The organism is Mesorhizobium sp. MC2-1-1, assembly GCF_057597255.1.
Genome location: NZ_CP195205.1, coordinates 4,915,907 through 4,940,683 on the forward strand (window position 1 = coordinate 4,915,907; position 24,777 = coordinate 4,940,683).

At 64.5% G+C, this 24,777-nt stretch carries 20 protein-coding genes and 1 pseudogene; 10 read left to right on the forward strand and 11 right to left on the reverse strand.

The window, feature by feature from the left end:
* The 3 genes and pseudogenes from xdhA to xdhC all read left to right on the forward strand — a co-directional run bounded on the left by xdhA (position 1) and on the right by xdhC (position 4,784).
* Positions 1 to 1,476, forward strand: coding sequence for a xanthine dehydrogenase small subunit (gene xdhA / locus ACR64R_RS24340; protein WP_487358793.1), 1,476 nt, complete (start codon positions 1 to 3; stop codon positions 1,474 to 1,476).
* Positions 1,476 to 3,825: pseudogene (gene xdhB / locus ACR64R_RS24345) on the forward strand (xanthine dehydrogenase molybdopterin binding subunit). The gene xdhA and the pseudogene xdhB overlap by 1 nt, the downstream one beginning before the upstream one ends.
* A gap of 62 nt (positions 3,826 to 3,887) precedes the next feature.
* Entirely contained in the window at positions 3,888 to 4,784 is an 897-nt protein-coding gene (xdhC, locus tag ACR64R_RS24350) for a xanthine dehydrogenase accessory protein XdhC (RefSeq protein WP_487358794.1), read from the forward strand.
* A 35-nt stretch (positions 4,785 to 4,819) separates the two neighbouring features.
* On the opposite strand, the gene dps is transcribed toward xdhC, so the two are convergent.
* Positions 4,820 to 5,308 carry a DNA starvation/stationary phase protection protein Dps gene (gene dps / locus ACR64R_RS24355; protein WP_487358795.1) on the reverse strand — a complete coding sequence of 163 codons (489 nt, stop codon included), beginning with the start codon at positions 5,306 to 5,308 and terminating at the stop codon, positions 4,820 to 4,822.
* 217 nt (positions 5,309 to 5,525) lie between these two features.
* Between dps and ACR64R_RS24360 the strand changes: the two genes are divergently transcribed.
* Positions 5,526 to 6,356, forward strand: a complete 831-nt coding sequence (locus tag ACR64R_RS24360) for a PhzF family phenazine biosynthesis protein (RefSeq protein ID WP_487358796.1) — start codon at positions 5,526 to 5,528, stop codon at positions 6,354 to 6,356.
* Positions 6,357 to 6,362: 6 nt separating this feature from the next.
* Here the strand turns inward: ACR64R_RS24360 and ACR64R_RS24365 are convergent, their stop codons facing one another.
* The 3 genes from ACR64R_RS24365 to ACR64R_RS24375 all read right to left on the reverse strand — a co-directional run bounded on the left by ACR64R_RS24365 (position 6,363) and on the right by ACR64R_RS24375 (position 9,560).
* Positions 6,363 to 7,613 carry an LLM class flavin-dependent oxidoreductase gene (locus ACR64R_RS24365; protein ID WP_487358797.1) on the reverse strand — a complete coding sequence of 417 codons (1,251 nt, stop codon included), beginning with the start codon at positions 7,611 to 7,613 and terminating at the stop codon, positions 6,363 to 6,365.
* Positions 7,614 to 7,758: 145 nt separating this feature from the next.
* Positions 7,759 to 8,580, reverse strand: coding sequence for an LLM class flavin-dependent oxidoreductase (locus ACR64R_RS24370; RefSeq protein WP_487358798.1), 822 nt, complete (start codon positions 8,578 to 8,580; stop codon positions 7,759 to 7,761).
* Between the two features lie 59 nt (positions 8,581 to 8,639).
* Positions 8,640 to 9,560 carry a LysR family transcriptional regulator gene (locus ACR64R_RS24375; protein WP_487358799.1) on the reverse strand — a complete coding sequence of 307 codons (921 nt, stop codon included), beginning with the start codon at positions 9,558 to 9,560 and terminating at the stop codon, positions 8,640 to 8,642.
* A gap of 130 nt (positions 9,561 to 9,690) precedes the next feature.
* Here ACR64R_RS24375 and ACR64R_RS24380 point away from each other — a divergent pair, with 130 nt between their 5' ends.
* The 4 genes from ACR64R_RS24380 to ACR64R_RS24395 all read left to right on the forward strand — a co-directional run bounded on the left by ACR64R_RS24380 (position 9,691) and on the right by ACR64R_RS24395 (position 14,082).
* Entirely contained in the window at positions 9,691 to 10,917 is a 1,227-nt protein-coding gene (locus ACR64R_RS24380) for a urate hydroxylase PuuD (protein WP_487358800.1), read from the forward strand.
* 2 nt (positions 10,918 to 10,919) lie between these two features.
* Positions 10,920 to 12,233 (forward strand): guanine deaminase, encoded by a 1,314-nt coding sequence (guaD, locus tag ACR64R_RS24385; protein WP_487358801.1) that lies wholly within the window; start codon positions 10,920 to 10,922, stop codon positions 12,231 to 12,233.
* A gap of 74 nt (positions 12,234 to 12,307) precedes the next feature.
* On the forward strand, positions 12,308 to 12,811 hold the full coding sequence (locus ACR64R_RS24390) for a heme-degrading domain-containing protein (protein WP_487358802.1): 504 nt from the start codon (positions 12,308 to 12,310) through the stop codon (positions 12,809 to 12,811).
* Complete coding sequence (locus ACR64R_RS24395) at positions 12,808 to 14,082, forward strand: glycerate kinase type-2 family protein (protein WP_487358803.1); 1,275 nt, start codon at positions 12,808 to 12,810, stop codon at positions 14,080 to 14,082. The genes ACR64R_RS24390 and ACR64R_RS24395 overlap by 4 nt, the downstream gene beginning before the upstream one ends.
* A gap of 108 nt (positions 14,083 to 14,190) precedes the next feature.
* Here ACR64R_RS24395 and ACR64R_RS24400 read toward each other — a convergent pair whose 3' ends face one another.
* The 6 genes from ACR64R_RS24400 to ACR64R_RS24425 all read right to left on the reverse strand — a co-directional run bounded on the left by ACR64R_RS24400 (position 14,191) and on the right by ACR64R_RS24425 (position 22,261).
* Positions 14,191 to 15,657: a UdgX family uracil-DNA binding protein gene (locus tag ACR64R_RS24400; RefSeq protein ID WP_487358804.1), complete on the reverse strand. Its 1,467-nt coding sequence runs from the start codon at positions 15,655 to 15,657 to the stop codon at positions 14,191 to 14,193.
* 2 nt (positions 15,658 to 15,659) lie between these two features.
* On the reverse strand, positions 15,660 to 16,895 hold the full coding sequence (locus ACR64R_RS24405) for a putative DNA modification/repair radical SAM protein (protein ID WP_487358805.1): 1,236 nt from the start codon (positions 16,893 to 16,895) through the stop codon (positions 15,660 to 15,662).
* A 189-nt stretch (positions 16,896 to 17,084) separates the two neighbouring features.
* Positions 17,085 to 18,491 (reverse strand): glutamine synthetase family protein, encoded by a 1,407-nt coding sequence (locus tag ACR64R_RS24410; RefSeq protein ID WP_487362538.1) that lies wholly within the window; start codon positions 18,489 to 18,491, stop codon positions 17,085 to 17,087.
* 11 nt (positions 18,492 to 18,502) lie between these two features.
* On the reverse strand, positions 18,503 to 19,885 hold the full coding sequence (locus tag ACR64R_RS24415) for an aspartate aminotransferase family protein (RefSeq protein WP_487358806.1): 1,383 nt from the start codon (positions 19,883 to 19,885) through the stop codon (positions 18,503 to 18,505).
* A 120-nt stretch (positions 19,886 to 20,005) separates the two neighbouring features.
* The gene (locus tag ACR64R_RS24420; RefSeq protein ID WP_487358807.1) at positions 20,006 to 20,980 is read right to left on the reverse strand and encodes a WD40 repeat domain-containing protein; all 975 of its coding nucleotides are present in this window, start codon (positions 20,978 to 20,980) and stop codon (positions 20,006 to 20,008) included.
* A 225-nt stretch (positions 20,981 to 21,205) separates the two neighbouring features.
* Positions 21,206 to 22,261 (reverse strand): CobW family GTP-binding protein, encoded by a 1,056-nt coding sequence (locus ACR64R_RS24425; protein WP_487358808.1) that lies wholly within the window; start codon positions 22,259 to 22,261, stop codon positions 21,206 to 21,208.
* A gap of 372 nt (positions 22,262 to 22,633) precedes the next feature.
* On the opposite strand from ACR64R_RS24425, the gene ACR64R_RS24430 reads away from it, so the two are divergent.
* Positions 22,634 to 23,104 (forward strand): MarR family winged helix-turn-helix transcriptional regulator, encoded by a 471-nt coding sequence (locus ACR64R_RS24430; RefSeq protein WP_487362539.1) that lies wholly within the window; start codon positions 22,634 to 22,636, stop codon positions 23,102 to 23,104.
* A gap of 189 nt (positions 23,105 to 23,293) precedes the next feature.
* Here ACR64R_RS24430 and ACR64R_RS24435 read toward each other — a convergent pair whose 3' ends face one another.
* Positions 23,294 to 24,169, reverse strand: coding sequence for an AraC family transcriptional regulator (locus ACR64R_RS24435; RefSeq protein WP_487358809.1), 876 nt, complete (start codon positions 24,167 to 24,169; stop codon positions 23,294 to 23,296).
* A 45-nt stretch (positions 24,170 to 24,214) separates the two neighbouring features.
* On the opposite strand from ACR64R_RS24435, the gene ACR64R_RS24440 reads away from it, so the two are divergent.
* Positions 24,215 to 24,622, forward strand: a complete 408-nt coding sequence (locus ACR64R_RS24440) for a DUF2000 family protein (RefSeq protein ID WP_487358810.1) — start codon at positions 24,215 to 24,217, stop codon at positions 24,620 to 24,622.
* Positions 24,623 to 24,777 lie beyond the last annotated feature (155 nt).

A 24,777-nucleotide genomic window follows, 5' to 3' on the forward strand; every position in this document is an offset into this window, starting at 1 on the left:
ATGACAAGGACGCGCAACGAGATACGCTTCATCCTCAACGGCGGCGACGTGGCCCTGAGCGACGTCGCGCCCGATGCGACGCTGCTCGACTGGCTGCGGCTCAGCCGCTCGCTGCGCGGCACCAAGGAAGGCTGCGCCGAGGGCGATTGTGGCGCCTGCACGGTCCTGGTCGGCAAGCTCTCCCCGGAAGGTCTCGTCTACGAAAGCGTCAATGCCTGCATCCGCTTCATGGGCTCGCTCGACGGCACTCATGTGGTCACCGTCGAGCATCTGCGCGACGCCGGTGAAAAACTGCATCCGGTGCAGCAGGCGATGGTCGATTTCCATGGCTCGCAATGCGGCTTCTGCACGCCGGGCTTCGTGATGTCGCTCTATGGGCTCTGGATGAAGACCCCCGATCCGTCGAACGCCGCGATCGAAAAGGCGCTGCAGGGCAATCTCTGCCGCTGCACCGGCTACGAGGCGATCATGCGCGCCGCGCACGCCATTTCGAGCTACGGCAAGGCGGCAAAGGATCCGCTGGCGCTGGAGCGCAAGGACATCACCGCGCGGCTCAAGGCATTGCGCGACGGCGCCAGGGTCGAGATCGGGTCGGGCAAGCAGCGGCTTGTCGTGCCGGCGAGTGTCGATGATTTCGCCGCCGTGCTCGAAGAGGAGCCGGGCGCCACCATCGTCGCCGGCTCGACCGATGTCGGCCTTTGGGTCACCAAGCATATGCGCGACATCTCGCCGGCGGTCTTCATCGGCGGCCTCGAAGGGTTGCGTTCGATTTCGGAGGCCGATGGCGTCATCACCATCGGCGCCGGCGTCACCTACACCGAAGCCTTCGAGATGCTGTCTAAGCGCATCCCGCCACTGGGTCCGCTCGTCGACCGCATCGGCGGCGAACAGGTGCGCAACATGGGCACCATCGGCGGAAACGTCGCCAACGGCTCGCCGATCGGCGACACGCCGCCGCCTCTGATCGCGCTCGGCGCGCAACTGACGCTCCGCAGGGGCAATGCCCGGCGCACGATCCCGCTCGAAACCTTCTTCATCGCCTATGGCAAGCAGGACCGCCAGCCGGGCGAGTTCGTCGAGGCCGTGCATGTTCCTATCCCGGCAAAGGGAAAGAAGTTTGCCGTTTATAAGGTCACCAAGCGCCGAGACGAGGACATCACAGCGACGCTCGGCGCATTCTGCCTGACCTTGGCCACGGACGGCACCGTGGCCGACATCCGCATAGCCTATGGCGGCATGGCGGCCACGCCGAAGCGCGCCACGGCGGTCGAGAAAGCGCTTGTCGGCAAGGCCTGGAACGAAGCGACGGTAGAGGCCGCGATGGCCGAATACGCCAGGGATTTCACGCCGCTGACCGACATGCGGGCTACCGCTGAATATCGAGCGCTGGCGGCAAGGAATCTGCTGCTGCGCTTTTATGTCGAGACGACGGGAACGAAGGCGCCGCTCCAGGTGTCGCGAAACGAGGCGGCCTGATGACCAAGCACGTCCCCAACCTCAAGGCCCAGAAGATCTCAGGCGGCGTCGCCAGCGACCAGCGTCACGATTCCGCGCACAAGCATGTCAGCGGCGCGGCGATCTACATCGACGACATGCCGGAGCCGGCCGGCACGCTGCATGGCTGCCTCGGCCTGTCCGCCGCGACGCATGCGACGATTACGAAGATGGACTTGTCTGCGGTGCGCGCCGCGCCCGGCGTCGTCGATGTGCTGACGGCAAAGGACGTGCCGGGCGAGAATGACATCTCACCCACGGGCCGTCACGACGAGCCGGTGCTTGCCGATGGCAAAGTCGAATTTTACGGCCAGCCGATCTTCTGCGTCATTGCCGAGACGCGCGAACAGGCCCGCCGCGCGACCAGATTGGCCAAGGTCGAATACAAGCAGCTGCCCTTTGTCACCGACATCGGTGAGCTCGACCCACGCAAGGACAAGCTGGTCACGCCGCCGCTGACGCTGAAGCGCGGCGATGCGGCGGCTGCGATCAAGGCGGCGCCCCGAAGGCTCAAGGGCAAGATGCGCCTCGGCGGCCAGGAGCACTTCTATCTCGAAGGCCACATCGCCATGGCCGTTCCCGGCGAGGACCAGGACGTCACCATCTATTCCTCGACCCAGCATCCGAGCGAAGTCCAGCATATGGTGAGCCATGCGCTGGGCGTTCCGAGCAACGCCGTCACCGTGGAAATCCGCCGCATGGGCGGCGGCTTCGGCGGCAAGGAAACGCAAGGCAACCAGTTCGCCGCGCTCGCCGCGCTCGCCGCCAAGCGCCACCGCCGTGCCGTCAAGATCCGGCCTGACCGCGATGACGACATGACCGCCACCGGCAAGCGCCACGACTTCCTCATCGACTATGAGGTCGGTTTCGACGACGACGGTAATATCCTCGGCGTCGACTTCATGTTCGCCGCGCGCTGCGGCTTCTCCTCGGACCTTTCCGGCCCGGTCACCGACCGCGCGCTGTTCCACTGCGACAACACCTATTTCTGGCCGGCGGTGCATGCTCAGTCGGCGCCGCTCTTCACCAACACCGTCTCCAACACGGCCTTCCGCGGTTTCGGCGGCCCGCAGGGCATGGTCGGCGCCGAGCGCGTCATCGACGAGGTGGCGTTTGCGCTCGGCAAGGACCCGCTCGAGATCCGCAAGAAGAACTTCTATGGAACCAGCGACCGCAACATCACGCCCTACCACCAGACGGTCGAGGACAATGTCATCCAGCGTATCATCGCCGAGCTGGAGGAGAGCTCAAACTATGCGCGGCGACGGCGCGAGATCAGCGCCTTCAATGCCAACAGCCGCTTCATCAAGCGCGGGCTGGCGCTGACCCCGGTCAAGTTCGGCATTTCCTTCACCGCCACGCATTACAACCAGGCCGGCGCGCTGGTGCATGTCTACACAGACGGTTCGGTGCATCTGAACCATGGCGGCACCGAGATGGGGCAGGGCCTCTATCTAAAGGTGGCGCAGGTCGTGGCGGAAGAGTTCCAGATCGACCTCGACCAGGTGAAGATCACCGCCACCACCACGGGCAAGGTGCCGAATACGTCGGCGACGGCCGCCTCGTCCGGTTCAGATCTCAACGGCATGGCGGCGCAGAATGCCGCCCGCCAGATCAGGGACCGGCTGACTGACTTCGCTTCGGAAAAATATCAGGTGCCGCGCGATCAGGTGCTGTTCCTGCCCAACCGGGTCCGCATCGGCAACCAGGAGATACCCTTCGGCGATCTCGTCAAGCAGGCGTATATGGCGCGCATCCAGCTTTCGGCCGCGGGTTTCTACAAGACGCCGAAAATCCACTGGGACCGCGACAAGGGCCAAGGCCGGCCCTTCTATTACTTCGCCTATGGTGCGTCCTGTTCTGAAGTATCGGTCGATACGCTGACGGGCGAATATGTGGTCGAGCGCACCGATATTTTGCACGAGACCGGCCGCTCGCTGAACCGCGCCATCGACCTTGGCCAGGTCGAGGGCGGCTTCATCCAGGGCATGGGCTGGCTGACCACCGAGGAACTGTGGTGGGACGACAAGGGCCGGCTGCGCACCCATGCACCGTCGACCTACAAGATCCCGCTCGCCTCTGACCGCCCGAAGGTCTTCAACGTCACGCTGGCCGACTGGTCGGAGGCGAACGAGCCGACCGTGCATCGCTCCAAGGCCGTCGGCGAGCCCCCCTTCCCGCTGGGCATGTCGGTCCTGCATGCATTGTCGGACGCGGTCGCGAGCGTCGCAGACCACAGGATCCTGTCCGCGCCTCGACGCGCCGGCAACTCCCGAACGGGTGCTGATGGCGATCGAAAGGCTGAAGCGGGAAGCCATGAAGCCGGGCTGAATCCGGCGTGACGTGCAATTCGGGCCGAAAAACCCTATGTTTCGGTGCCAGGAATGCAGACGATGAACTCGAAAGTGCAACGCCTGAAAGAGTTCCTTGGCCAAGATGGCCAGGTCGCGCTCGTCGAGGTCGCGGCGACGAAAGGCTCGACCCCGCGCGAGGCCGGTGCCTTCATGCTTGTCTCGGCGTCGTCGATTTCCGGCACGATCGGCGGCGGCCAGCTCGAATATATGGCGATCGACAAGGCGCGGCAGATGCTGCGCCCCTTATCCCTTCGCAAGGGCGAGGACATGGAAGCCCGCATCGAGGCCGACGAAGTCTGCGCCACGCTCGACGTCCCGCTCGGGCCGGAGATCGGCCAGTGTTGCGGCGGCCGCGTCGAGGTGCTGATCCGCCTCGTCGACAAGACAATCGAGGAAAAGCTGATCGCCACGACCGAAGCCGAAGAAGCGCATCTGCCGTATGTGTATATCTTCGGCGGCGGCCATGTCGGCCAGGCGCTGTCCGCGTCGCTTGCGTTGCTGCCGATCCACGTCGTCGTTGTTGAGACGCGAGGCGATGCGCTGGAAGGCATGCCGGAGACGGTCGAGACGCGGTTGACGCCGATGCCCGAAGCGGTGGTGCGCGAGGCTCCCGCCGGGTCCGCCTTTGCCATCCTCACACATGATCATGCGCTGGATTTCCTGATCGTCTCCGAAGCGCTGAAGCGCGACGACGCCGCCTATGTCGGCATGATTGGGTCGAAGACCAAGAAGGCGACCTTCAGGAATTGGTTCCTGAAATCCGCCGACGGCAGCGAAACGCAGTTCGGCCGACTCGTCTCGCCGATCGGTGGCAACGCGGTGAAGGACAAGCGCCCGACGGTCATCGCCGCGCTCGCCGCCGCCGAGATCATTACGGCACTGGTGTCCGCTCAGCCGACTGCTTCGGCTGCGCCCGAAAAGGCGACGGCCGGCTAAATCAGCCGGCCTTGTGGGAACTGGCGGCAGCCAGGCTATTCCTTTTCCTGCGTGTGCGCTTCGAGGAACCACAGCAATTTGTCGAGCGAGCGCGAATAGGCCGTGAAGATATCGGCGGTGTCGGCATCGCCGGCGTCGTCCGCCTCGTCGATCGCTTCCCGGGTCAGCTTGGCCGCTGCCGCGTAGCGGTCGATCAGCGCCGCCAGATGATCCTTGGTCTTGTGGATGTCCGTTGGATAGGGCTTTAACTTGGTCGCCTTCGACACTTCCTGCGAGGTGCCGTGCGCGGTGCCGCCGAGCTGCACCGCGCGTTCGGCGATGATGTCGACATGGCCGTCGATCTCCTCGCGGAATTCGTCGAGCATCTCGTGGATGGCGATGAATTGCGGGCCTTTGACGTTCCAATGCGCCTGCTTGGTGATCAGCGCCAGGTCTATGGCGTCGGCAAGCCTGGCGTTAAGCAGATCGATCGATTCTTTTTTGGCATCCGATTTGAGGTCGTTCTTGGTGACGATGGCGTCCATGGTCGGCTCCTGTCGCGCTGCGTCGATTGCTGAAAGCTGAAGGCGGCCCGAGCGACCGCCAGTCGTCAGAACGGCGACGACCCGAATTTCGTTCCGCATTGGATCGAGGAGCCTGATTGCAGCTGTGACCGAAGCTCACCGCTGCTCGTCGCTTTCTTCGTTTCCCAAAACGTCGCGAAACGTGTTTGTTGCGCCTCACGAAAACGGGATCGGGACCATGGATGTATTGAGAATTGCAGCCTTTTCGGATGGACACATCGGCGGCAATCCCGCCGGCGTGGTCATTGGAGACATCCTGCCCGATGTCGCCGACATGCAGCGCGTCGCGGCCGAAGTCGGTTTTTCGGAAACCGCCTTCGCAGCGCCCGAAGGCAGCGGCTGGCGCGTCCGCTACTTTTCGCCGGAATCGGAAGTGCCGTTCTGCGGTCACGCCACAATCGCGCTTGGCGCGGCGCTGGTCAGAAGATTCGGCGACGGCGTTTTCAATCTGACCCTCAATCAGGCGAACATCACCGTCGAGGGTTTTCGCGATGGCGCCAATTTCGCAGCCGCCCTGCAGTCGCCGCCGACGCGCAGCCGGCCGGCCTCGTCGGAATTGGTCGGCGAGGCGCTCTCCTTGTTCGGTTATCAGCCGGGCGATCTCGATCCCGCTATTCCGCCGGCTCTTATCCATGGCGGCGCCGATCATCTCGTGCTTGCGCTGAAGTCTCGCGCGGCGCTGGCCGCCATGGCCTATGATCTCAAGAAAGGCCAGTCATTCATGCGGCGCGAAGGGCTGGTCACCATCCTGCTCGCCTACGCCGAGACGCCGCGCCTGTTCCACACGCGCAATCCCTTCGCCTCGGGCGGCGTCTACGAGGATCCGGCGACCGGCGCCGCGACCGCCGCCTTTGCCGGCTATCTGCGCGATCTCGGCTGGCCGCATGGCGGCGCGATCGACATCGTCCAGGGCGAGGACATGGGCATGCGCTCGCGCCTCCATGCCGACATCTCGCCGGTGCCGGGCAGCTCGATCAGGGTGTCGGGAACCGCGCGGCTGATCGACTGAGCCGCTCTAAACTGGCCGCTTGAGGCCAAGATGCTCGCGCAACGTGCGACCCTCGTAGTCTTTTCGGAACAGGCCGCGCCGCTGCAGCTCAGGCACTACCAGCGTCACGAAGGCATCGAGCTCGCCCGGGAACCAGGACGGCATCACATTGAAGCCGTCGGCCGCGCCGCCTTCGAAGCGTGCCTGCAATTCGTCGGCGATCTCTTCGGCCGTGCCGACGACCCGCCAATGGCCGCGCGCGCCGGCAAAGTAACGCGCGAGCTCGCGGATCGAGAGCCCGTCGCGGCGCGCCTGCTCAATGACCAGCGCCTGTCGGCTCTTCATGCCTTCGCTTTCCGGTAGTTCGGGCAGCGGCCCGTCGATCGGGTAGCGGCCGAGATCGGAAATGCTGAGATAGCTGGAAAGCAGCGCCACGCCGACATCGTCGGGGATAAGCTCCTGCAGCGCGTCGTACTTCGCCTGTGCCTCGGCTTTGGTGGCGGCGACGATCGGCGCCACGCCGGGCATGATCTTCACATCGTCCGGCTGGCGGCCATAGGCAACAAGCCGTCCCTTGAGGTCGTCGTAAAAGGCCTTGGCCTCCCCGAAAGTCTGCGCGGCCGAGAACACGACATCGGCGGTGCGCGCGGCAAGGTCCTTGCCGTCCTCCGAAGCACCGGCCTGCACCATCACCGGCGTGCCCTGCGGCGAAGGCGGAATATCGAGCGGATCGCGCACCGAAAAACTCTCGCCGGTATGCCCGGCAGCGTGGCGGTTCCACAGGCTGGCAACCACCGTGGCGAATTCACGCGCCCGCGCATAGCGATCGGCATGCGGCCTGAGGCCTGTCGCGCCGAAATTCGCCGCTTCGATGGGGCTGGCCGAGGTGACGAGGTTCCAGCCGGCGCGGCCACCGCTCAGATTGTCGAGCGAGGCGAACATGCGCGCCAGCCCATAGGGCTCGTTGTAGCTGGTCGATGCTGTGGACACGAGGCCGATGCGCTCGGTCTGCGCGGCTAGCGCCGCAAGCAGGCTGATCGGCTCGAAGCCGATCGAGCGCGACGTCTGGCTGGCGATGTTGACATTAGCCTCTCGCAGGCCGGCGGCGTCCTCGCAGAACACCATGTCGAACTTCGCCGCCTCGGCCGTCTGCGCCAGCTTTATGTAATGGTCTATGTCGATGCCGGCCCTCACATAGGCGTCTGGATGGCGCCAAGCGGCGATGTGGTGTCCGGTCGCCCATAGGAACAGCCCAAGCTTCATCTGGCGCGCGCTCATTCCGCGCCCCCCATCCCAAGCCCGAGATGCTCGCGCAGCGTCGCTCCGGCATTGGCGGACCGCGTCAGTCCGCGACGCCGAAGCTCCGGCAGCACGCGGTCCGTGAAATCAAGAGCCGTCGGAATATCAGCCGGCAAAGTGAAGTTTATGCCGTCGAAGCCTGGCGTGGTGAGCCAGCGGTCCAAACTATCGGTTGTGAGACAGGCCCAGCCAGGGAGGCAGCCAATACCTTCAGCGCGCTCGGCCTGCGTCCAGCAGTCGCCGCCAGGCGCCTCAGGTCGTCGCCAGTGGATTTCGCGTCCGCTGGTGACACATCGTCAAGCACGATCACGTCAGCAAAGCTCGCTGCGAAATCGAACTGCGATTCCGAAAGGCTCGACATCACCAGTACAGGCATGTGCTGCGGCGAGCGAGCAACGTTGAGTGGTCCGCGCACAGAGAAGAATTCGCCCTTATGGTCGAGGAAGCGCATCCTGCCGGGATCGTGGAAACGGCCGCCCGCCTTGTCGAACAGCAGGGCGTCTGCTTCCCAGCCCTGCCATAGTCCCCGGACGATGCCGATATATTCCTCTGCGCGGCGACGAAAATCCTCGTCGCCGAACCCTTCCGGCCGGCTGAACTTCGCCGCCTCGCGCGGGTTCTGGCGCATCGTCGCGTTCCAGCCGACGCGGCCGTGGCTGATGATGTCGAGCGAGGCAAAGCGGCGCGCCAGATTGTAGGGCTGGTGCGCGAGCGTCGAAGCGCCGGCGACGAGCCCGATGCTGCCGGTCACCGTCGCCAGCGCGGCCAGCAGCGTAGTCGCTTCGAAGGGGCTGGTCGACGGCTCGCCGCTCGCCAATGAATCGGAAATGAAGACCATGTCGAAACCGGCCGCTTCCATCTTCCGCACAAAGGCGACGATCTGGTCGAAGCTGAGCACGTCCTGCCCGTTTTTGGCGGCGATGTTCAGCGAGATGGCGAGATGCATCTCACCAACCTAATTTCGCTGCCGTGCAAGGCAAGCCCGGCGACTGGACCACCGGCCCATCACTTTCCGGCCAGAAGATCCTTGATCAGCCGCTGGCAGCGCTCGGCCATGAAGTCGAGCAAAAGCCGTACCTTCGGGTCCTGCAGCTTCTTGTGCGGATAGACAGCGGCGAACTGCACCGGCGTCGGCGGTGTCCGGGTGAGGATCACCTTCAGCCGGCTGTCGCGGATGAAGGGCTCGACCTCGAAGCGCGGCTTGTTGATGATGCCGCGCCCCGACAGCGCCCAGCCGGTCAGAACGTCGCCGTCGTCGGTATCGTAGGGTCCGTGCACCTCGAACTTCTGCGGGCCGCTTGGCGTCTGCAGCGTCCAGACATACTCGCGCGCGCCCGCATAGCGCAGCATCAGGCAGTCGTGCCTCTTGCTGATCAGTTCCTGCGGCTCTGCCGGTTCGCCGCGCGCTTCGAGATATTTCGGCGCGGCCACCAGCACGCGTTCGCATTCCATGATGCCACGCATCCTGAGGCTTGAATCCTCGATGATGCCGAGCCGGAAGGCGACGTCGATGCCCTCCTTCATGATGTCTACATTGTGGTCGGAGAGCCTCAGCCGCACCTCGATATCCGGATATCTGTCGTGAAAGTCCGGTATGCCGGAAGCGATCAGCCGCCTGCCGAGGCCGAGCGGCGCCGTCACCCTGATCGTGCCGCGCGGCTGGCCGGAAAGTGCCGCGACCGCTGCTTCCGCGTCCGTGATCGCGTCCAGCACCTGCTTGGCGCCGGTATAGAACACCGTGCCGTGCTCCGTCGGCATCAACTGGCGGGTCGTCCGGTTGAACAGCCGCACACCCAGATGCTTCTCCAGTTCCTTGATGCGGTTGGAGGCGACCGCCGGCGAAATCCGCATGTCGCGCCCCGCGGCCGACAGGTTGCCGAGCTCGACGACGCGGACGAAGACGGCGATGTTGTCGAGATAGGCCATTCGTGGCTCTCATGCGGCTGCGTAAGCAACCCTAGTATTTTTTATTTTTTTTTGAAAGTCATCGCGCACCTCGCCTCTTTTCGTTTGCGCTGCACACCGTAAAGTCGCCTGATCGGCAGGGACGAAGGCAATGATGGATTTCGCGATTTTCTGGGACTGGCTGAGCTTTGCCGTCCGCTGGCTGCATGTCATCACCGGCATCGCCTGGATCGGCTCGTCCTTCTATTTCGTCGCCCTCGACCTTGGCCTGCGCCAGCGTCCCGGCCTGCCCGCCGGCGCCTTCGGCGAGGAGTGGCAGGTGCATGGCGGCGGCTTCTACCACATCCAGAAATATCTGGTGGCGCCGGCCGAGATGCCGGAGCACCTCACCTGGTTCAAATGGGAATCCTACGCCACCTGGCTGTCGGGCTTCGCGATGCTCTGCGTGGTCTACTATGCCGGCGCCGACCTGTTCCTGATCGATCCCAACGTGCTTAACATCTCGGTGCCGGTCGGCATCCTGCTGTCGCTGGCTACCATCAGCGTCGGCTGGATCGTCTACGACCTGCTCTGCCGCTCGCCGCTGGGCAAAAGCGACACCGGGCTGATGCTGGTGCTCTACTGCGTGCTTGTCTTCATCGCCTGGGGGCTCACCCACCTCTTCACCGGCCGCGCGGCTTTCCTGCATCTTGGCGCCATCACCGCCACGATCATGTCGGCCAATGTCTTCATGGTCATCATCCCCAACCAGAAGATCGTCGTCGCCGACCTTATCGCCGGTCGCAAGCCCGACCCGAAATACGGCAAGATCGCCAAGCAGCGTTCGCTGCACAACAACTACCTGACCTTGCCGGTCCTGTTCCTGATGCTGTCCAACCACTACCCGCTGGCTTTCGGGACGCAGTTCAACTGGGTCATCGCCTCGCTGGTCTTCATCATCGGCGTGCTCATCCGGCACTATTTCAACACGGTGCACGCAAGGAAGGGCAATCCGCACTGGACCTGGCTGGGCGCGGCCGTGCTGTTCATGATCATCATCTGGCTGTCGACCGTGCCGAAGGTGCTGACCGGCGAGCCGAAGACCTCCGCTGCCTCCGCCGCGGCGCAGGTCTATATCGCCTCGGCGCATTTTCCGGCCGTGCGCGACACCGTGCTCGGCCGCTGCTCCATGTGCCATACGGAAGAGCCGGTCTATGAAGGCATCTATCATGCGCCGAAGGGCGTGCTGCTCGACACAGACGAGCGCATCGCCGAGCATGCCCGCGAGATCTACATCCAGGCTGGCCGGGCGCATGCGATGCCGCCCGCCAACGTCACCCAGATAACCGACCAGGAAAGGGCCCTTCTGGTCGCCTGGTTCGAAGGCGCTGGACGATAAGCATGACATCGAAACTGCTGCGCGGCCGCACGCTCTCCTTCCTGCGCTGGCCCGAAACGATCGACGATCATTCCGCCTGGCGTTACGAGGAAGATGGCGCCCTGCTGATCGACAATGGCAGGATCGTAGGCGCCGGCTCCTATGCGGAGGTCCTGAAGAAGGCGGACGCCGGTGTCGAGACGATCGACCATCGCCCGCATCTGATCCTGCCGGGCTTCCTCGATGCCCATGTCCATGTGCCGCAGATGCAGGTGATCGCCTCCTATGGCGCGGAGCTGCTCGACTGGCTGAACAAATACACGTTTCCGGAAGAGTTGAAGTTCCAGAACGCGCAGCACGGCCGCCGCATAGCGCGCCTCTTCCTCGACGAGATGCTGCGGCACGGCACGACGACGGTCGCCGCCTACTGCTCCGTGCACAGATCATCGGCCGAAGCCTTCTTCGCCGAGTCTCACGAACGCAACATGCTCAACATCGCCGGCAAGGTGATGATGGACCGCAATGCGCCGGACGCGGTGCTCGACACGCCGCAAACCGGCTATGACGACTCCAAGACGCTGATTGCCGAATGGCACGGCAAAGGCCGCCAGCACTATGCCATCACCCCGCGCTTCGCCATTACGTCGACGCCCGAGCAAATGGAGATGGCCGGCGCGCTCTGCCGCGAATATCCCGACCTCCACATGCAGACGCACCTGTCGGAAAACCATGCCGAGATCGCCTTCACCCAGGAGCTCTATCCCTGGTCGCGCGACTACACCGACGTCTATGAGCATTACGGCCTGCTCGGCAAAAAGAGCCTGTTCGGGCATTGCATCCATCTGTCCGAGCACGAGGCGGACGCGCTGTCGCGATCGGGCTCGGTCGCGGTGTTTTGCCCGACCTCCAATCTCTTCCTCGGCTCCGGCCTGTTCGACTACCAGCGTTACCGCCGGCGCGAAAATCCGCTTCGCATCGCGGCGGCCACCGATGTCGGCGGCGGTACCAACTATTCGATGCTGCGCACCATGGACGAGGGCTACAAGGTCATCGCGCTGAACGGCGAGAAGCTCAACCCGTTCCAGTCCTTCTGGCAATTGACGCGCGGCAACGCCGAGGCGCTATCGGTGGCCGACAGGGTCGGCACGCTGGAGGAAGGCACCGACGCCGACATCGTCGTGCTCGATGCCCATGCCACGCCGGCGATGCGGCTCAGGATGGAGACGGTGGAAACACTGGCGGAGGAACTCTTCCTGCTGCAGACGCTGGGCGACGATCGGGTTGTGCGCGAGGTCTATGTGGCGGGGCGGCCGGCAAAGAGCGCGATTGCTGTATAGATTAAACATGCTCGTCGCTTGACCTAGCGTCACTCATCGGCCAAAGCGGGCGGCGACATTTGACAGGGAACGCCATGGCTGCCGCCGACGACATCGCTCTGATCAAGAAACAGGAAGCCGCGCTGGTCTTTCCGGCCTTCGACGAGGCCGTCGCCTTCAAGATCGGTTCCGCCATCCGGGACCGGGCGCTAAAGGAAGACCTGCCGATCATCGTCGACATCAGGACGTTCGACCGGCCTCTCTTCTATGCCGCCATGCCGGGCTCCAATGCCTCCAATCCCGACTGGGCGCGGCGCAAGATCAACGTCGTCAAGCGCTATCTGAGAAGCACCTATCGCCTTGTGCTCGAACAGCAGCGCCCCGACCGCACCTTCAAGGTCGGCGAGGGGCTGGACATCGCCGACTATGTGCTCGCTGGCGGCGGCTTCCCGATCACGGTGAAAGGCACCGGCGTCATCGGCGTCATCGCCGTTTCGGGCCTGCCGGAGCGCGAGGACCATGGCGTCGTCGTCAATGCATTGTGTGAGCATCTAGGCATCGACGCGAGCGGGCTCGCGCTGCCGCCGGAAGAAAAATGACCGACCCGAAAAGCTTCCTCACATCGATCTTCAACGCCGCCGTCGCCGCCGCCGATCCGGAAAAGACGATCCGCAACCATTTGCCGGCAAAGCCGAAGGGCCGCACAATTGTCGTCGGCGCCGGCAAGGGCTCGGCGCAGATGGCGGCCGCTTTCGAGAGGGTCTGGGACGGTCCGATCGACGGCCTTGTCGTCACCCGTTACGGCTATGGCGCCAAATGCGAACGCATCGAGATCATCGAGGCGGCGCACCCGGTGCCGGATGCGGCCGGCCTGGAAGCCTCTCGCCGCCTGCTGGAGAAAGTGCGTGGGCTGACCGCTGACGATCTGGTGGTGGCGTTGATTTCCGGCGGCGGTTCGGCCTTGCTGCCGTCGCCAGCTCCCGGGTTGACGCTTGTCGATGAAATTGCCGTCAACGAGGCGCTGCTTGCCTCAGGCGCGCCGATCGCGGCGATGAACACCATCCGCAAGCATGTCTCGACCATCAAGGGCGGGCGCCTTGCCGCCGCGGCGCACCCGGCGCGCGTGGTATCGCTGGTCGTCTCCGACATTCCCGGAGACAATCCGGCGCTGGTCGCCTCGGGACCGACGGTTCCCGACGTTGGCAGCCGCGGGGACGCGATGGCTTCGATCGCCGCCTACAACATGAAGCTGCCGGCCTCCGTCATGGCGCATATCCAGTCGCCGGCCGCCGACGCGCCGCGTCCCGATGATCCGCGCTTTGCCGGCAATGAGGTGCACCTGACAGCCTCGGCCGGCGTGTCGCTGGAGGCCGCGGCCGCCGAAGCGAAGCGGCAAGGCATCGAGGCCGTCATCCTGTCGGACGCCATCGAGGGCGAGGCGCGCGAGGTCGGCGGCGTCCATGCCGCGATCGCGCGTGAGGTGGCGACACGCAACCGCCCCTTCGCCAAGCCGGTGCTGATCCTCTCCGGCGGGGAGACGACGGTGACGCTGCGCGCCCCTGTTAATGGCATAAGGGGCAAGGGCGGCCGCAATTCCGAATTCCTGCTTGCCTTCGCCATCGGCATCGACGGCGTGAATGGCATCCACGCACTGGCCGCCGACACTGACGGCATCGACGGCTCGGAGAACAATGCCGGCGCCTTCGCCGACGGCTCGACCGTGGCGCGCATGCGCGCGGCAGGCGTCGACGCCAAGGCCATGCTCGCCGGCAACAACGCGTGGACGGCGTTCAATGCGGTCGGCGACCTGTTCGTGCCGGGACCGACCGGAACGAACGTGAATGATCTGAGGGCGATACTCGTTAGGTAGCGCGGAGCCCCACAGAAGAACTGATGGCGTTTCGGCTAATCTCCAAGGCCGCGCGACCTCCATACAACAGGATCCGTCAAACCCTTCCTTGGGCGCGCAGAACAACGGTCACGCCTCCATCAGCTCCCTCACCTTCCGCATATCCTTGAGGAAACGCTCCCGCTCGGCCTCCTTGTTCTCCTGCTCCCGGATGCGCAGGATGAAGGAAGGGTGGATGGTGAGGAACACGCGCAACCCATCCTCACGCTCGACCATGTCGCCGCGCATCTTGGTGATCGGCACCGCCTTGCCGAGCAGCGACTGCGCCGCCGTCGCGCCGAGCGCCACCACGAGGTTCGGCTTGATCAGGTCGAGTTCCTTGTCCAGCCACCAGCGGCAGGCCTGGATTTCGCCGGCATTGGGTTTCGAGTGGATGCGCCGCTTGCCGCGCGGCTCGAATTTGAAGTGTTTGACCGCATTGGTCACATAGACCTTGCGGCGGTCGATCTCGGCATCGTCGAGGATGCTATCAAACACCTTGCCCGGCGGCCCCACGAATGGCTTGCCGGCCAGATCCTCCTGATCGCCCGGCTGTTCGCCGACGAAGATCACATCGGCGTTCTCCGGCCCTTCGCCGAAGACGGTCTGCGTGGCATCGCGCCAGAGCGGGCAGCGATGGCAGCCTTTCGCCACTTCGCGCAACTGCGGAATATCTTCCGCCTCAGGCGCAGCCACATCGGTCGGCTCAGGCGTAGGCCAGTGCTTGGCCTGTACCTTGGCATGGTGGGGCGCTGGGGTGGTTGGCATGCGCTCGATCATGGCTGACGCGGCTTTGTCCGCTCCTGCTATCAGATCTGGAATGAGCGAGGCCTCGGGAAGGTTCCGCCAATATTTCTTCGGCATCTCCTTCTGCATCGCCTTCACCTTGAGGCGGGCTGGGTTGAAGATATTCTCGAAATAGGTCCGCCACAACGCCTCGGCATCGTCTTGCGCAGGTGCATCGCGCTTGCCGGCCCCCGGGCCGATCGCCAGCCGCTCACCGTCCCAGTCGGCCGAGGCATACGGCGTCAGGATCGTCCATCGCATGCCGGTGAAGCGCCGCACGAAGAAGTCGGCATTGCGCTCGACGATGAAATGCTCCGGCTCGAACCAGGCGACGTAGCGCTCGTCCGCGCCTTCGCCGATCTTCCGGAAGCGCACGAAGGCGCGCATCTTGTGGATGTCGCGTCTCACCGCCTTTTCCATCGCCTCCAGCCGCCGGATGTCAGGATCGGTCGCAATCGACAGCAGCTTGGGTTCGGACCGCAGCCGCCACAGCAGCCGGTAGAGGAGGCCGAAGCGCTCGGGGTCGCAATGGCAGATCACGGTTTCGGCCCGCTCGATGAACTCGCGCGGCGCGACCAGCCGCGCATCGGCCCGTACAGCCGGCAAATCATTGCCACGGCTTTCGCTATCAGGCTCGACCTGCCATGAGACGTTCTCCGGCGGGATGTCGTTCGTCGCCAGCCGCCGCGCCGCGTCGCGCCAGCCCGCAAAATCCGTCTGGCTTTCGAGCCGGACGAGATATGCGGCGAGATTGAGCTGGGTATTGACCATGGTTAGAACAACGAAAGTTGCTCGCAGGAACGCGTGATCGTCTGACGCAGACCAACCTTGTCGGTGAGCGCGCCGGGCGACCAGCCTTCCGCGATGATGAAGGGTCTGACCTTCGCGATCGAATGGCAGAGCCGTCCGACATCCTCGAGCCGCAGCCGGCGGTGGCGGCGTGTCTCGATGATCCTGTCGATGACCTTGGTGCCGAGGCCTGGCACGCGCAGCAGCGCTTCGCGCTCGGCGCGGTTGACATCGACCGGAAACCGGCCCCGGTTGCGCAGCGCCCAGGCAAGCTTGGGATCGATTGCCAGGTCGAGCATGCCGTCATTGCTGCCGGCCAGGATTTCCGGCTGCGAGAAACCGTAGAAGCGCATCAGCCAATCCGCTTGGTAGAGCCGGTGCTCGCGCATCAGCGGCGGCTTCTGCAATGGCAGCGAAGACGACGAATCCGGGATCGGGCTGAAGGCGGAGTAGTAGACGCGCCGCAGGTGATAGCTGCCATAGAGCCGGGCGCTGGCGCGCAGGATGCCATCGTCGGAGGTCCTGTCGGCGCCGACGATCATCTGCGTCGACTGGCCTCCCGGGGCGAAGCGCTCGCGCCTGCGGCTCTGCAATGTCGGCTCGGCCTTCTCCTCGATCTTGCGCCGCAGCTTCGCCATCGAAAGCCGAATCGTTTCCGGTTTCTTTTCCGGCGCAAGCTTCTTCACGCCCTCGTCGGTCGGCAGTTCGACGTTGATCGACAGACGGTCGGCATAGAGACCTGCCGTTTCGATCAATTCGGCCGACGCTTCCGGGATGGTCTTGAGGTGGATATAGCCGCCGAACTTTTCCTCGATCCTGAGCCTGCGCGCCACTTCGACCATCTCGCCCATCGTCTCGTCGGGCGAGCGGATGACGCCCGAGGACAGGAACAGCCCCTCGATGTAGTTGCGGCGATAGAAATCCATGGTGAGCTTCACCACCTCGTCGACGCTGAAACGGGCGCGCCGCACATTCGAGGACGAGCGGTTGATGCAGTAGCTGCAGTCATAGATGCAGAAATTGGTGAGCAGGATTTTCAAGAGCGAGATGCAGCGCCCATCCGGCGCATAGGAATGGCAGATGCCGGACCCCTCTGTCGAGCCGATGCCGCCCGATCTCAGCGAGTCGCGTTTCGCCGACCCGGAAGAGGCGCAGGAGGCGTCGTACTTGGCGGCGTCGGACAGGATCGCCAGTTTCTCGCGGATGGAAAGCACAGTCATTCGTTCATGGTATGTTCCATAAATGGAATTGGCTATAACTTTTGATTGCCGTCGGCAAAACGTGATCGCCGCGCCCAGACCAGGTCACCGTCTCACAGAAACGCCGACCCGATCTGGCTACCTTTTTTGGGCAATTCCAAGCGGAAAACCGTTGCACACTTTCCCTGGAATTGCCCGGCGCGCCAGCCCTCAAACCTCGTGAAGATAAAGGTGGTAGTCCAGCTCGCTGACGGTGCGGGCGACACGCAGATACTCCGCCTGCTTGATCGCCACGAAGGTGCGGTGCAGGTCGGGGCCGAGCGCCGATTTCAGGAAATCGGAGCCCCTGGCCGCCTCGATCGCGGCGCGCCAGTCGGCCGGCATGGTCGATCTTTCGCTCGCCTGCTCGTAGCCGTTCCCTGTCGTTTCCGGCCCCGGGTCCAGGCCCTCGTCGAGGCCTTTGACGATCCCGGCCAACACCGTTGCCGCCACCAGATACGGATTGGCGTCGACGCCGGAAGGCCGGTGCTCGATGCGGCGGTTCCTGGCATCGCCCGCCGGCACGCGCAGCGCTACCGAGCGGTTGTTGACGCCCCAGGTCGGCGCCACCGGTGCGTAGGACTGCGAGACGAAGCGGCGCCATGAATTGGCGTGCGGCGCAAACACCAGCATCGATTCCGCCATGGTGTGGATCAGGCCGCCAAGCGCGTTGAGCAGCTTCGGTGACCATCTCTGGCCGGCAGCCTCGGTAAAGACGTTGCGGCCGGCATCGTCCAGCAGGGAGACGTGGAAATGCATGCCCGAGCCGGCATAGGCCTCAATGGGCTTGGCCATGAAGCAGGCGGTGACGCTGTGCCGGCGCGCCTGTGCCCGCACCAGCCGCTTCAGCATGACGAGGTCGTCGGCCGCCCGCATGACGTCCTTGCGGTAGTTCAGCGTCAGCTCGTACTGGCCAGGCGCGTATTCGGAGATGACGGTTTCGGCCGGAATGCCTTGCGCCTTGGCGGCCGCGTAGATGTCGGAAAACAGCGGCTCCATGCCATGCAGATGGTCGACCGAATAGACTTCCGTCTTGGCCGAGCGGCGGCCGTCGAGCACCGCGCGGGCGGGCTGCACCTTGCCGTCGGCGTCGCGCTCGTTGGACAAAAGGAAGAACTCGAGCTCGAAGGCGCCGGCCGGATGGAGGCCGCGCGCCGCCAGCAATTCGACCTGCCTTGCCAGCACAAGCCGCGGGTCCGACGTCATCGGCTGACCGTCGAGATGATACATCGACATCAGCACCTGGCCGCGCGCCGGGCTGGTGCCGTAGAGCGGCACCAGCGTGCCGGGGATCGGCCACGCGCGCAGGTCGCCATCGCCGGTATCCCACACCAGTCCGGTCTCGTGCACGTCCTCGCCGGTGATGTCGAGGCCAAGGATCGAGATCGGCAGATGCCGACCGTTCTCGAAAATGCCCATCAGCTCGTGCCGGCGCACGATCTTGCCGCGGCCGATCCCGTTGGCGTCGGTCAGCACGATGTCGAACGCCTCGATCTCGGGATGCGCGTCGAGAAAGGCCTTCGCTTCGGCGGGCGTCGAGCCTGAGGGAGAGGTTGCTACGGCGTTCGGATTGTCCATGGCAGCTTGTCTCATGCCGTAAGCCTGGCCGCAACCGCGGCGAAGGCGGCGATCAGCCGGCTCACTTGCGCCGACGTCGTTGCCGGCGAGATCAGCATCATGTTGTGGAAGGGTGCGATCAGCACGCCGCGATTGACCAACGCCACATGGACAGCGGCTTCCAGCTCCGGCGCGTGCGCCTTTTCCGCCTCGCCGCCATTCGTCAGCGGACCGGGCGCGCAGATGAACTCGACGCGGGCGCCGACCCGCGCGACGTGCCAGGGCAGCTTGTTTCGCGCGATGACGGCGGAGAGCCCCGCATCGAGCCGGCGCGCCAGCCGGTCCATATGCGCGTAGGCCTCCTCCGTCATAACCTCTTCCAGCGTTGCCCGCATCGCCGCGAATTGCAGCGGATTGGCCGACAGCGTCGTACCCATGCCGGAATAGCCGGGTTCCTTCCTCCGGTTGTAGGCGCCATAGCGGGTGGCGACCTCCTCGGTCATGCCCCAGATGCTCGCCGGCACGCCGCCGGCCACCGGTTTGCCGAGCACGAACAGGTCCGGTTCCAGCCCGTATTTCTTCGTGTAGCCGCCCGGGCCGGTGGAAATCGTATGCGTCTCGTCGATCAAAAGCAGCGTGCCGGCCGCACGCGTCAGGCGCCGCAACGCGTCGTGGAAGCCCGGTCCCGGCAGCACCATGCATGAATTGGTCAGCACCGGTTCGGTGATGACGCAGGCGACGTCGCGATCCGCAAGCGCGGCCTCCAAGGCGGGGACGTCGTTGAACTCCACGATCTTCGTCGCCCGCGTCAGGTCGCGGAATTCTCCGGCGAGTCCTGGCCGGTTCACCGGCTTGCCGTCGATCAGCCGCACCATCGTCTCGTCGACCGAACCATGGTAGCAGCCGTTGAAGACCAGGATCTTTTCACGCCCGGTGACGGCGCGGGCGACGCGCAGCGCGAAGCGGTTGGCGTCGGTGGCGGTCGTGGCGATCTGCCAGTAGGGCAGGCCGAAGCGCTGCTGCAGGAGCGGGCCGATCGCCAGCGCATCCTCGCTGGGCAGCATGTAGGTCAGCCCCCGCCCGGACTGCCGGCGGATCGCGCGGGCAACCGCCGGCGGCGAATGGCCGAGCATCGAGCCCGTGTCGCCAAGGCAGAAATCGTCGAGCCTGTTGCCGTCGATATCGGTGATGGTGGCGCCTTTGGCGCGGTCGACAAGGATCGGGAACGGCGTAGGCCAGTCGGTCATCCAGTGCATCGGCACGCCGCCGAGGAAGCCGGCGATGCCGTTGCCGAGCTTTGCCTCGGATTTCGGCCGCGCCTCGCGGAAGGCGGCCGCCTCCGCCTCGCGCAATTCGGCGATGCGGGCGACAGCGATGCCGCCGATGGAACTCCTGGAACTGTCCGATGCCTGCATGAAAACCCCTCTGTCTGGCGCGGCACTCTGCCCATGGCCAGGCAAAACTGCAATTGGCCGCAATAGGGGCGGATGTTGGATCAGGCGGTATTCAGTAATCTCTTCCCTACTGCCCAGTCCCTAACCCGTGATGTCGATAACGCCGCAATCGCCGGCGGCGCTGCCGAAGACGATGCGGCGCTCTTCCTTGTCCCACATCATGGCGGTGATGGCGCTCTTGCCAGGGCGGCGCAGCAGCACTTCCTTGGCGTCGGCGAAACGTGCCGCGATAACCATGCCGTCCTCGTAGCCGATGGCCACGACGTCCTGGCTCGGATGGCACGCGACGCAGGTCACCATCGTGTTGCCGCGCGTGCCAAGCTCCAACGGCGCCTTGCCCATCGGCCCGTCTTTGCTGGCGAACGGCCACACGATCGCAGCCGGCGCGCCCGAACTCGCCAGCCATTTGCCCTTGACGCTCCACGACAGGCTTTTCACCTTGCCGGGATAACCGCTCATGCGCATGTGCTTGCCGTCGGCAAGCTTCCAGCCATGCAGCGCGTTCTCCTGCATGGTGGTGATGAGGAAGGCGCCGTCCGGCGAAAAGGTGATGCCGGTATGGGCGCCGGCCCATTCGAGTTCCACGGGCTTGCCCTCGGCCGCCGGGAAATGCAGCGTCGCGCCATTGTAGCGGGCGACCGCGAAACGCATGCCCTTGGGCGAGAAGGCGAGCCCCTCGACCGAGCGCGGATGGACAAATTCCTTGATCTTGCCGTCGGCGAAACGCACGAAGGCGGTCTTGCCGGAGGCGTAGGCGATGGCGCCCTGCGGACCCGCGGCGACGCTGGTGATCCATTTTCTGCCGACGCTGGCGAGTTCGCCCACCTCGCCGCCAGCCTTGACGGCAAACACCTTGCCGTCCTCGCCGCCGGTGATCAGCCGATCGTTGGCCGAGTCATGGAAGGCGGCGAGCAGCCCGTCATTGGCCTGCACGGTCTTGTGTCCGTTGTCGAGCCGGTGGATCGCGCCGTCGGCCAGAGCAAAATGCGGCACGTCGTTGAGGAAGACGGCCGCGACGCAATGGCCTTCGAGATCAAGCGGGGCGACTGTGGGCATGCAAGCGGTCCGTTCGATTAGCCAGCGCGGCTAGGTGTGGCTCTCCCTTCTCCCCTGGTGGGAGAAGGTGGATTGGCGCAGCGCCAAGACGGATGAAGGGTGGGTGACGGATCTCCGTCATTGCCAAGCTGGAACACCCCTCATCCGACCTCGCTTCGCGAGGCCACCTTCTCCCACAAGGGGAGAAGGACGAAGGGGCAGCGCTAGCGCCTGAAAGTCAGGAAATCAAGCTGCCTGGCAGGCTTCAAAACTCTTCCTAAGCCGATCGGCGTCGAGATCGCGGCCGATGAAGACCAGCCGGCTCTCGTGCTTCTCGCCGTCTTTCCACGGGCGCTGGTGGTCACCCTCGAGAATCATGTGCACGCCCTGCAGAACATAGCGGTCCTCGTCGCCCTTCAGCGCGATGATGCCCTTCAGCCGCAGGATGTTCGGCCCCTCCATCTGGGTCACCTTCTCGATCCAGGGGAAGAACTTCTTCGGATCCATTTCGCCGCCGCGCAGCGACACCGACTTCACCGTCACGTCATGGATGTCGGAAGCATGGTCGTGATGGTGATGATCGTGGCCGTCGTGATGATGGTGATGGTCGTGGTCGCAATCCGGCCCGCATTCATGGTCATGGTCGTGCGCGTCGAGGAAGTGCGGATCGTTCTCCAGTGCGCGCGACAGGTCGAAGGCGCCGCGGTCGAGCACTTCGTTGAGCGCCACGCCGGAACGCTGGGTGCGATGGATCCGGGCCGCCGGGTTGATGGCACGGATCGTCGCCTCGACCTTTTCCAGCTCTTCCGGCGTAACCAGGTCGGTCTTGTTCAGCACCACCACGTCGGCAAAGGCGATCTGGTCCTCGGCTTCCTTGGAATCCTTCAGGCGCAGTGGCAGGTGCTTGGCGTCGACCAGCGCCACCACCGCGTCGAGCTTGGTCTTGGTGCGCACGTCGTCGTCCATGAAGAAGGTCTGCGCCACCGGAACCGGATCGGCGAGGCCGGTGGTCTCGACGACGATGGCGTCGAAGCGGCCTGGCCGTTTCATAAGGCCCTCGACGACACGGATCAGGTCGCCGCGCACCGTGCAGCACACGCAGCCATTGTTCATTTCGTAGATTTCCTCGTCGGATTCGACGATCAGGTCGTTGTCGATGCCGATCTCGCCGAACTCGTTGACGATGACGGCGTAGCGCTTGCCGTGGTTCTCCGACAGGATGCGGTTGAGCAGTGTCGTCTTGCCCGCGCCGAGATAGCCGGTCAGAACGGTTACGGGGATTTGCGTCTGTGCATCGCTCATGGCTTGCCTCGAAAATCTTGGATTTGTCGCCTCATATAGGATGGGTGCCGCGCTTTTGCACGCGCCAAACCAATAGGCCAGGAGGCCGGTCTGCCCGCCATGGCGCAGAGGACCGATCGGGCGGCGGCCGAGGGGGCCCAAACGGGCGAGCCCGGCGGAATCCCGATGGCCCTAGCCGGCTTCCGTTGCAATCTCACAAGCGCAAAAGTCGTTTGTCATCTAACTGAAATAAACATCTGGCATCACCTGCGCGGGCGCCGTAATGCTTGCCGGCAAAGCGTTCCGCAAGCCGGCCTCTTGAAATCGTCATTTGCCAGCCGTCGGACAGCTTCTATGCTTGCCAGCGCCGGTTCGGCCGAAGAGGGAACGACCATGGCCAAGGCGGACAAGACAGCGACAATGAGCCGGCTGCATTCGGCGGCAAGGCTGGCGCGCACGGCGCTTGCCGCGCGGCTTCTGGCCCACGGCTTCTATGCCGGCCAGGATCAGATCATGCTGGCGCTCGATCGCGAGGACGGCCAGACCCCCGGCAACCTCGCCGGCAAGCTCGGCGTGCGCCCGCCGACCATCACCAAGACCATCAACCGGCTGCAGGCTCAGGGTTTCCTGGAAAAGCGCGCCTCCAACGCCGATGCTCGCCAGGCCCACATTTTCCTCACCGAGTCTGGCCGCGAAACCATCCGCGCCATCGAGAAGTCGGTCAAGAAGACCGAGAAGCAGGCGCTGAAGGGCCTCGACAAGAAGGATCAGAAAGCGCTGTTCAAGCTGCTCGCCCGGATCGAGGCGAACCTGTCGAACGAAGATCTGGTCCTGATGGACGACGACGCGGAGATGGATGAATAGCGTGACATGCAGCGTCATCGCTCAACCGCGAGACGTTTCCATTAACGAGCGACGCGCAAGCGTCGTCTCGAGCGACGCAAGCGCTATGCGCAGCATCGTCGCTCCAGCATCGCGACTTGGCGAAAGGCGACGACGCTGCGCGTCGCGCCTGAACCCCATCACCGGACGCCTCGCCCTTGAGCGACGACGCTATGCGTCGCGCTGTCGCGTCGCGCTTACCAGCGCCGCCCAGCGCCCCGGCGTCACCCCAAAAGCTTTCTTGAAATGCCGGCTGAAATGGCTCTGGTCGCTGAAGCCGGCGCCGGCAGCGATCTCCGCCAGCGGCTCGCCTTCGGCGATCATGCGTCGCGCCCTCTGCAGCCGGCGCATCACCAGGAAGCGGTGCGGGCTGGTCGAATAGATCGCGCGGAAATGCCGTGACAACGCGTAACGGTCGAGGCCGGTGACGGCTTCCAGCTCATCGGAGCGAACCGACCGTCCGGCATTTTCCTCCAGATAGTCGCGGGCGAGCGCGGCTGCGCGCCATGCGGTCTTGCTCGTTGATTTTGCCGGCCCCCCGGCGTGGCGTTTCAACTGTTGCGCCAGCTGCGCCGTGAAATCGGCCACGAACAGGTCGCCGAGCTCCTCGTCCAGCGGCGCTAGCGCCGAAAGCAGCGTGTCTCGCAGCACCGGGTCGTCGACCACGGCGTCGCGCACGAAAGGCAATTGCTCGCCGCCAAGGCAATCGAGCAGCAGGGACGGTTCCAGATAGAGGATCCTGTAGCGAAGCCCTTCCTCCGTGCCGGCGCCGCCATCGTGCAATTCGTCCGGGTGCAGCACGATCGCCTGGCCGGGCAGGCTGTGTTGCAGCGCGCCGCGATAGTGGAAGCGCTGCACGCCATCGAGCGTCACACCGATGGCATAGGTGTCGTGCCGGTGCAGGTCGAAGGCATTGCCGTGGAAGCGCGCCTCGATGCGTTCCAGTCCCGAACCGCCCGGCGCCGAAACGATGCGGTCACCATCGGCCGCATCCGCGCACGAACGTTCAAGACCTTGCTTCGCTTCCGCGCCTAGAGCCTGCGCCATCGCCTGTTCCGCCCGTCACGGGCTATTTCGGAGGTCTCAATCTTGGTGTTCGAAACGAAAATTGCAATTGTTCTCAGAGAGGATCTGCCGGTGTGGCAGAAGCTCAACGTCACCGCGTTCCTCACCAGCGGCGTCGTTGCGCAGTTCCCTGAGATCATCGGCGAGCCCTATCGCGACCGCGCCGGCAACCTCTACAACCCGATGTCCATCCAGCCGGTCATCGTGTTGTCGGCCGACGCGGCGGCGCTGGGCGCGATCCACCGCCGGGCATTGGATCGCGGTGTCGTTACGTCCGCCTATATCGAGGAGATGTTTTCGACCGGCCATGATGTCGCCAACCGAGCCGTCTTCGCCGAATTCGCCCCGGACGACGCAAGAACCGTCGGCATCGCCTTGCGCGCCGAAAAGAAGCTCGTCGACAAGATCACCAAGGGTGCCCGCATGCATGGCTGAACGCAGCGGCGTTGTTGCAGCGGCCGCTTTCGGTCCGGCCACGTCGGACAATTGGCTTGCCGGCAGGCGTTGATTGCCGCAAAGGTGGGACTCCCGCCTTTGTTCCTTCCGGCCCGAATTTGTCTGCTTCCCGAACCCAAGACGACAGCGCAACG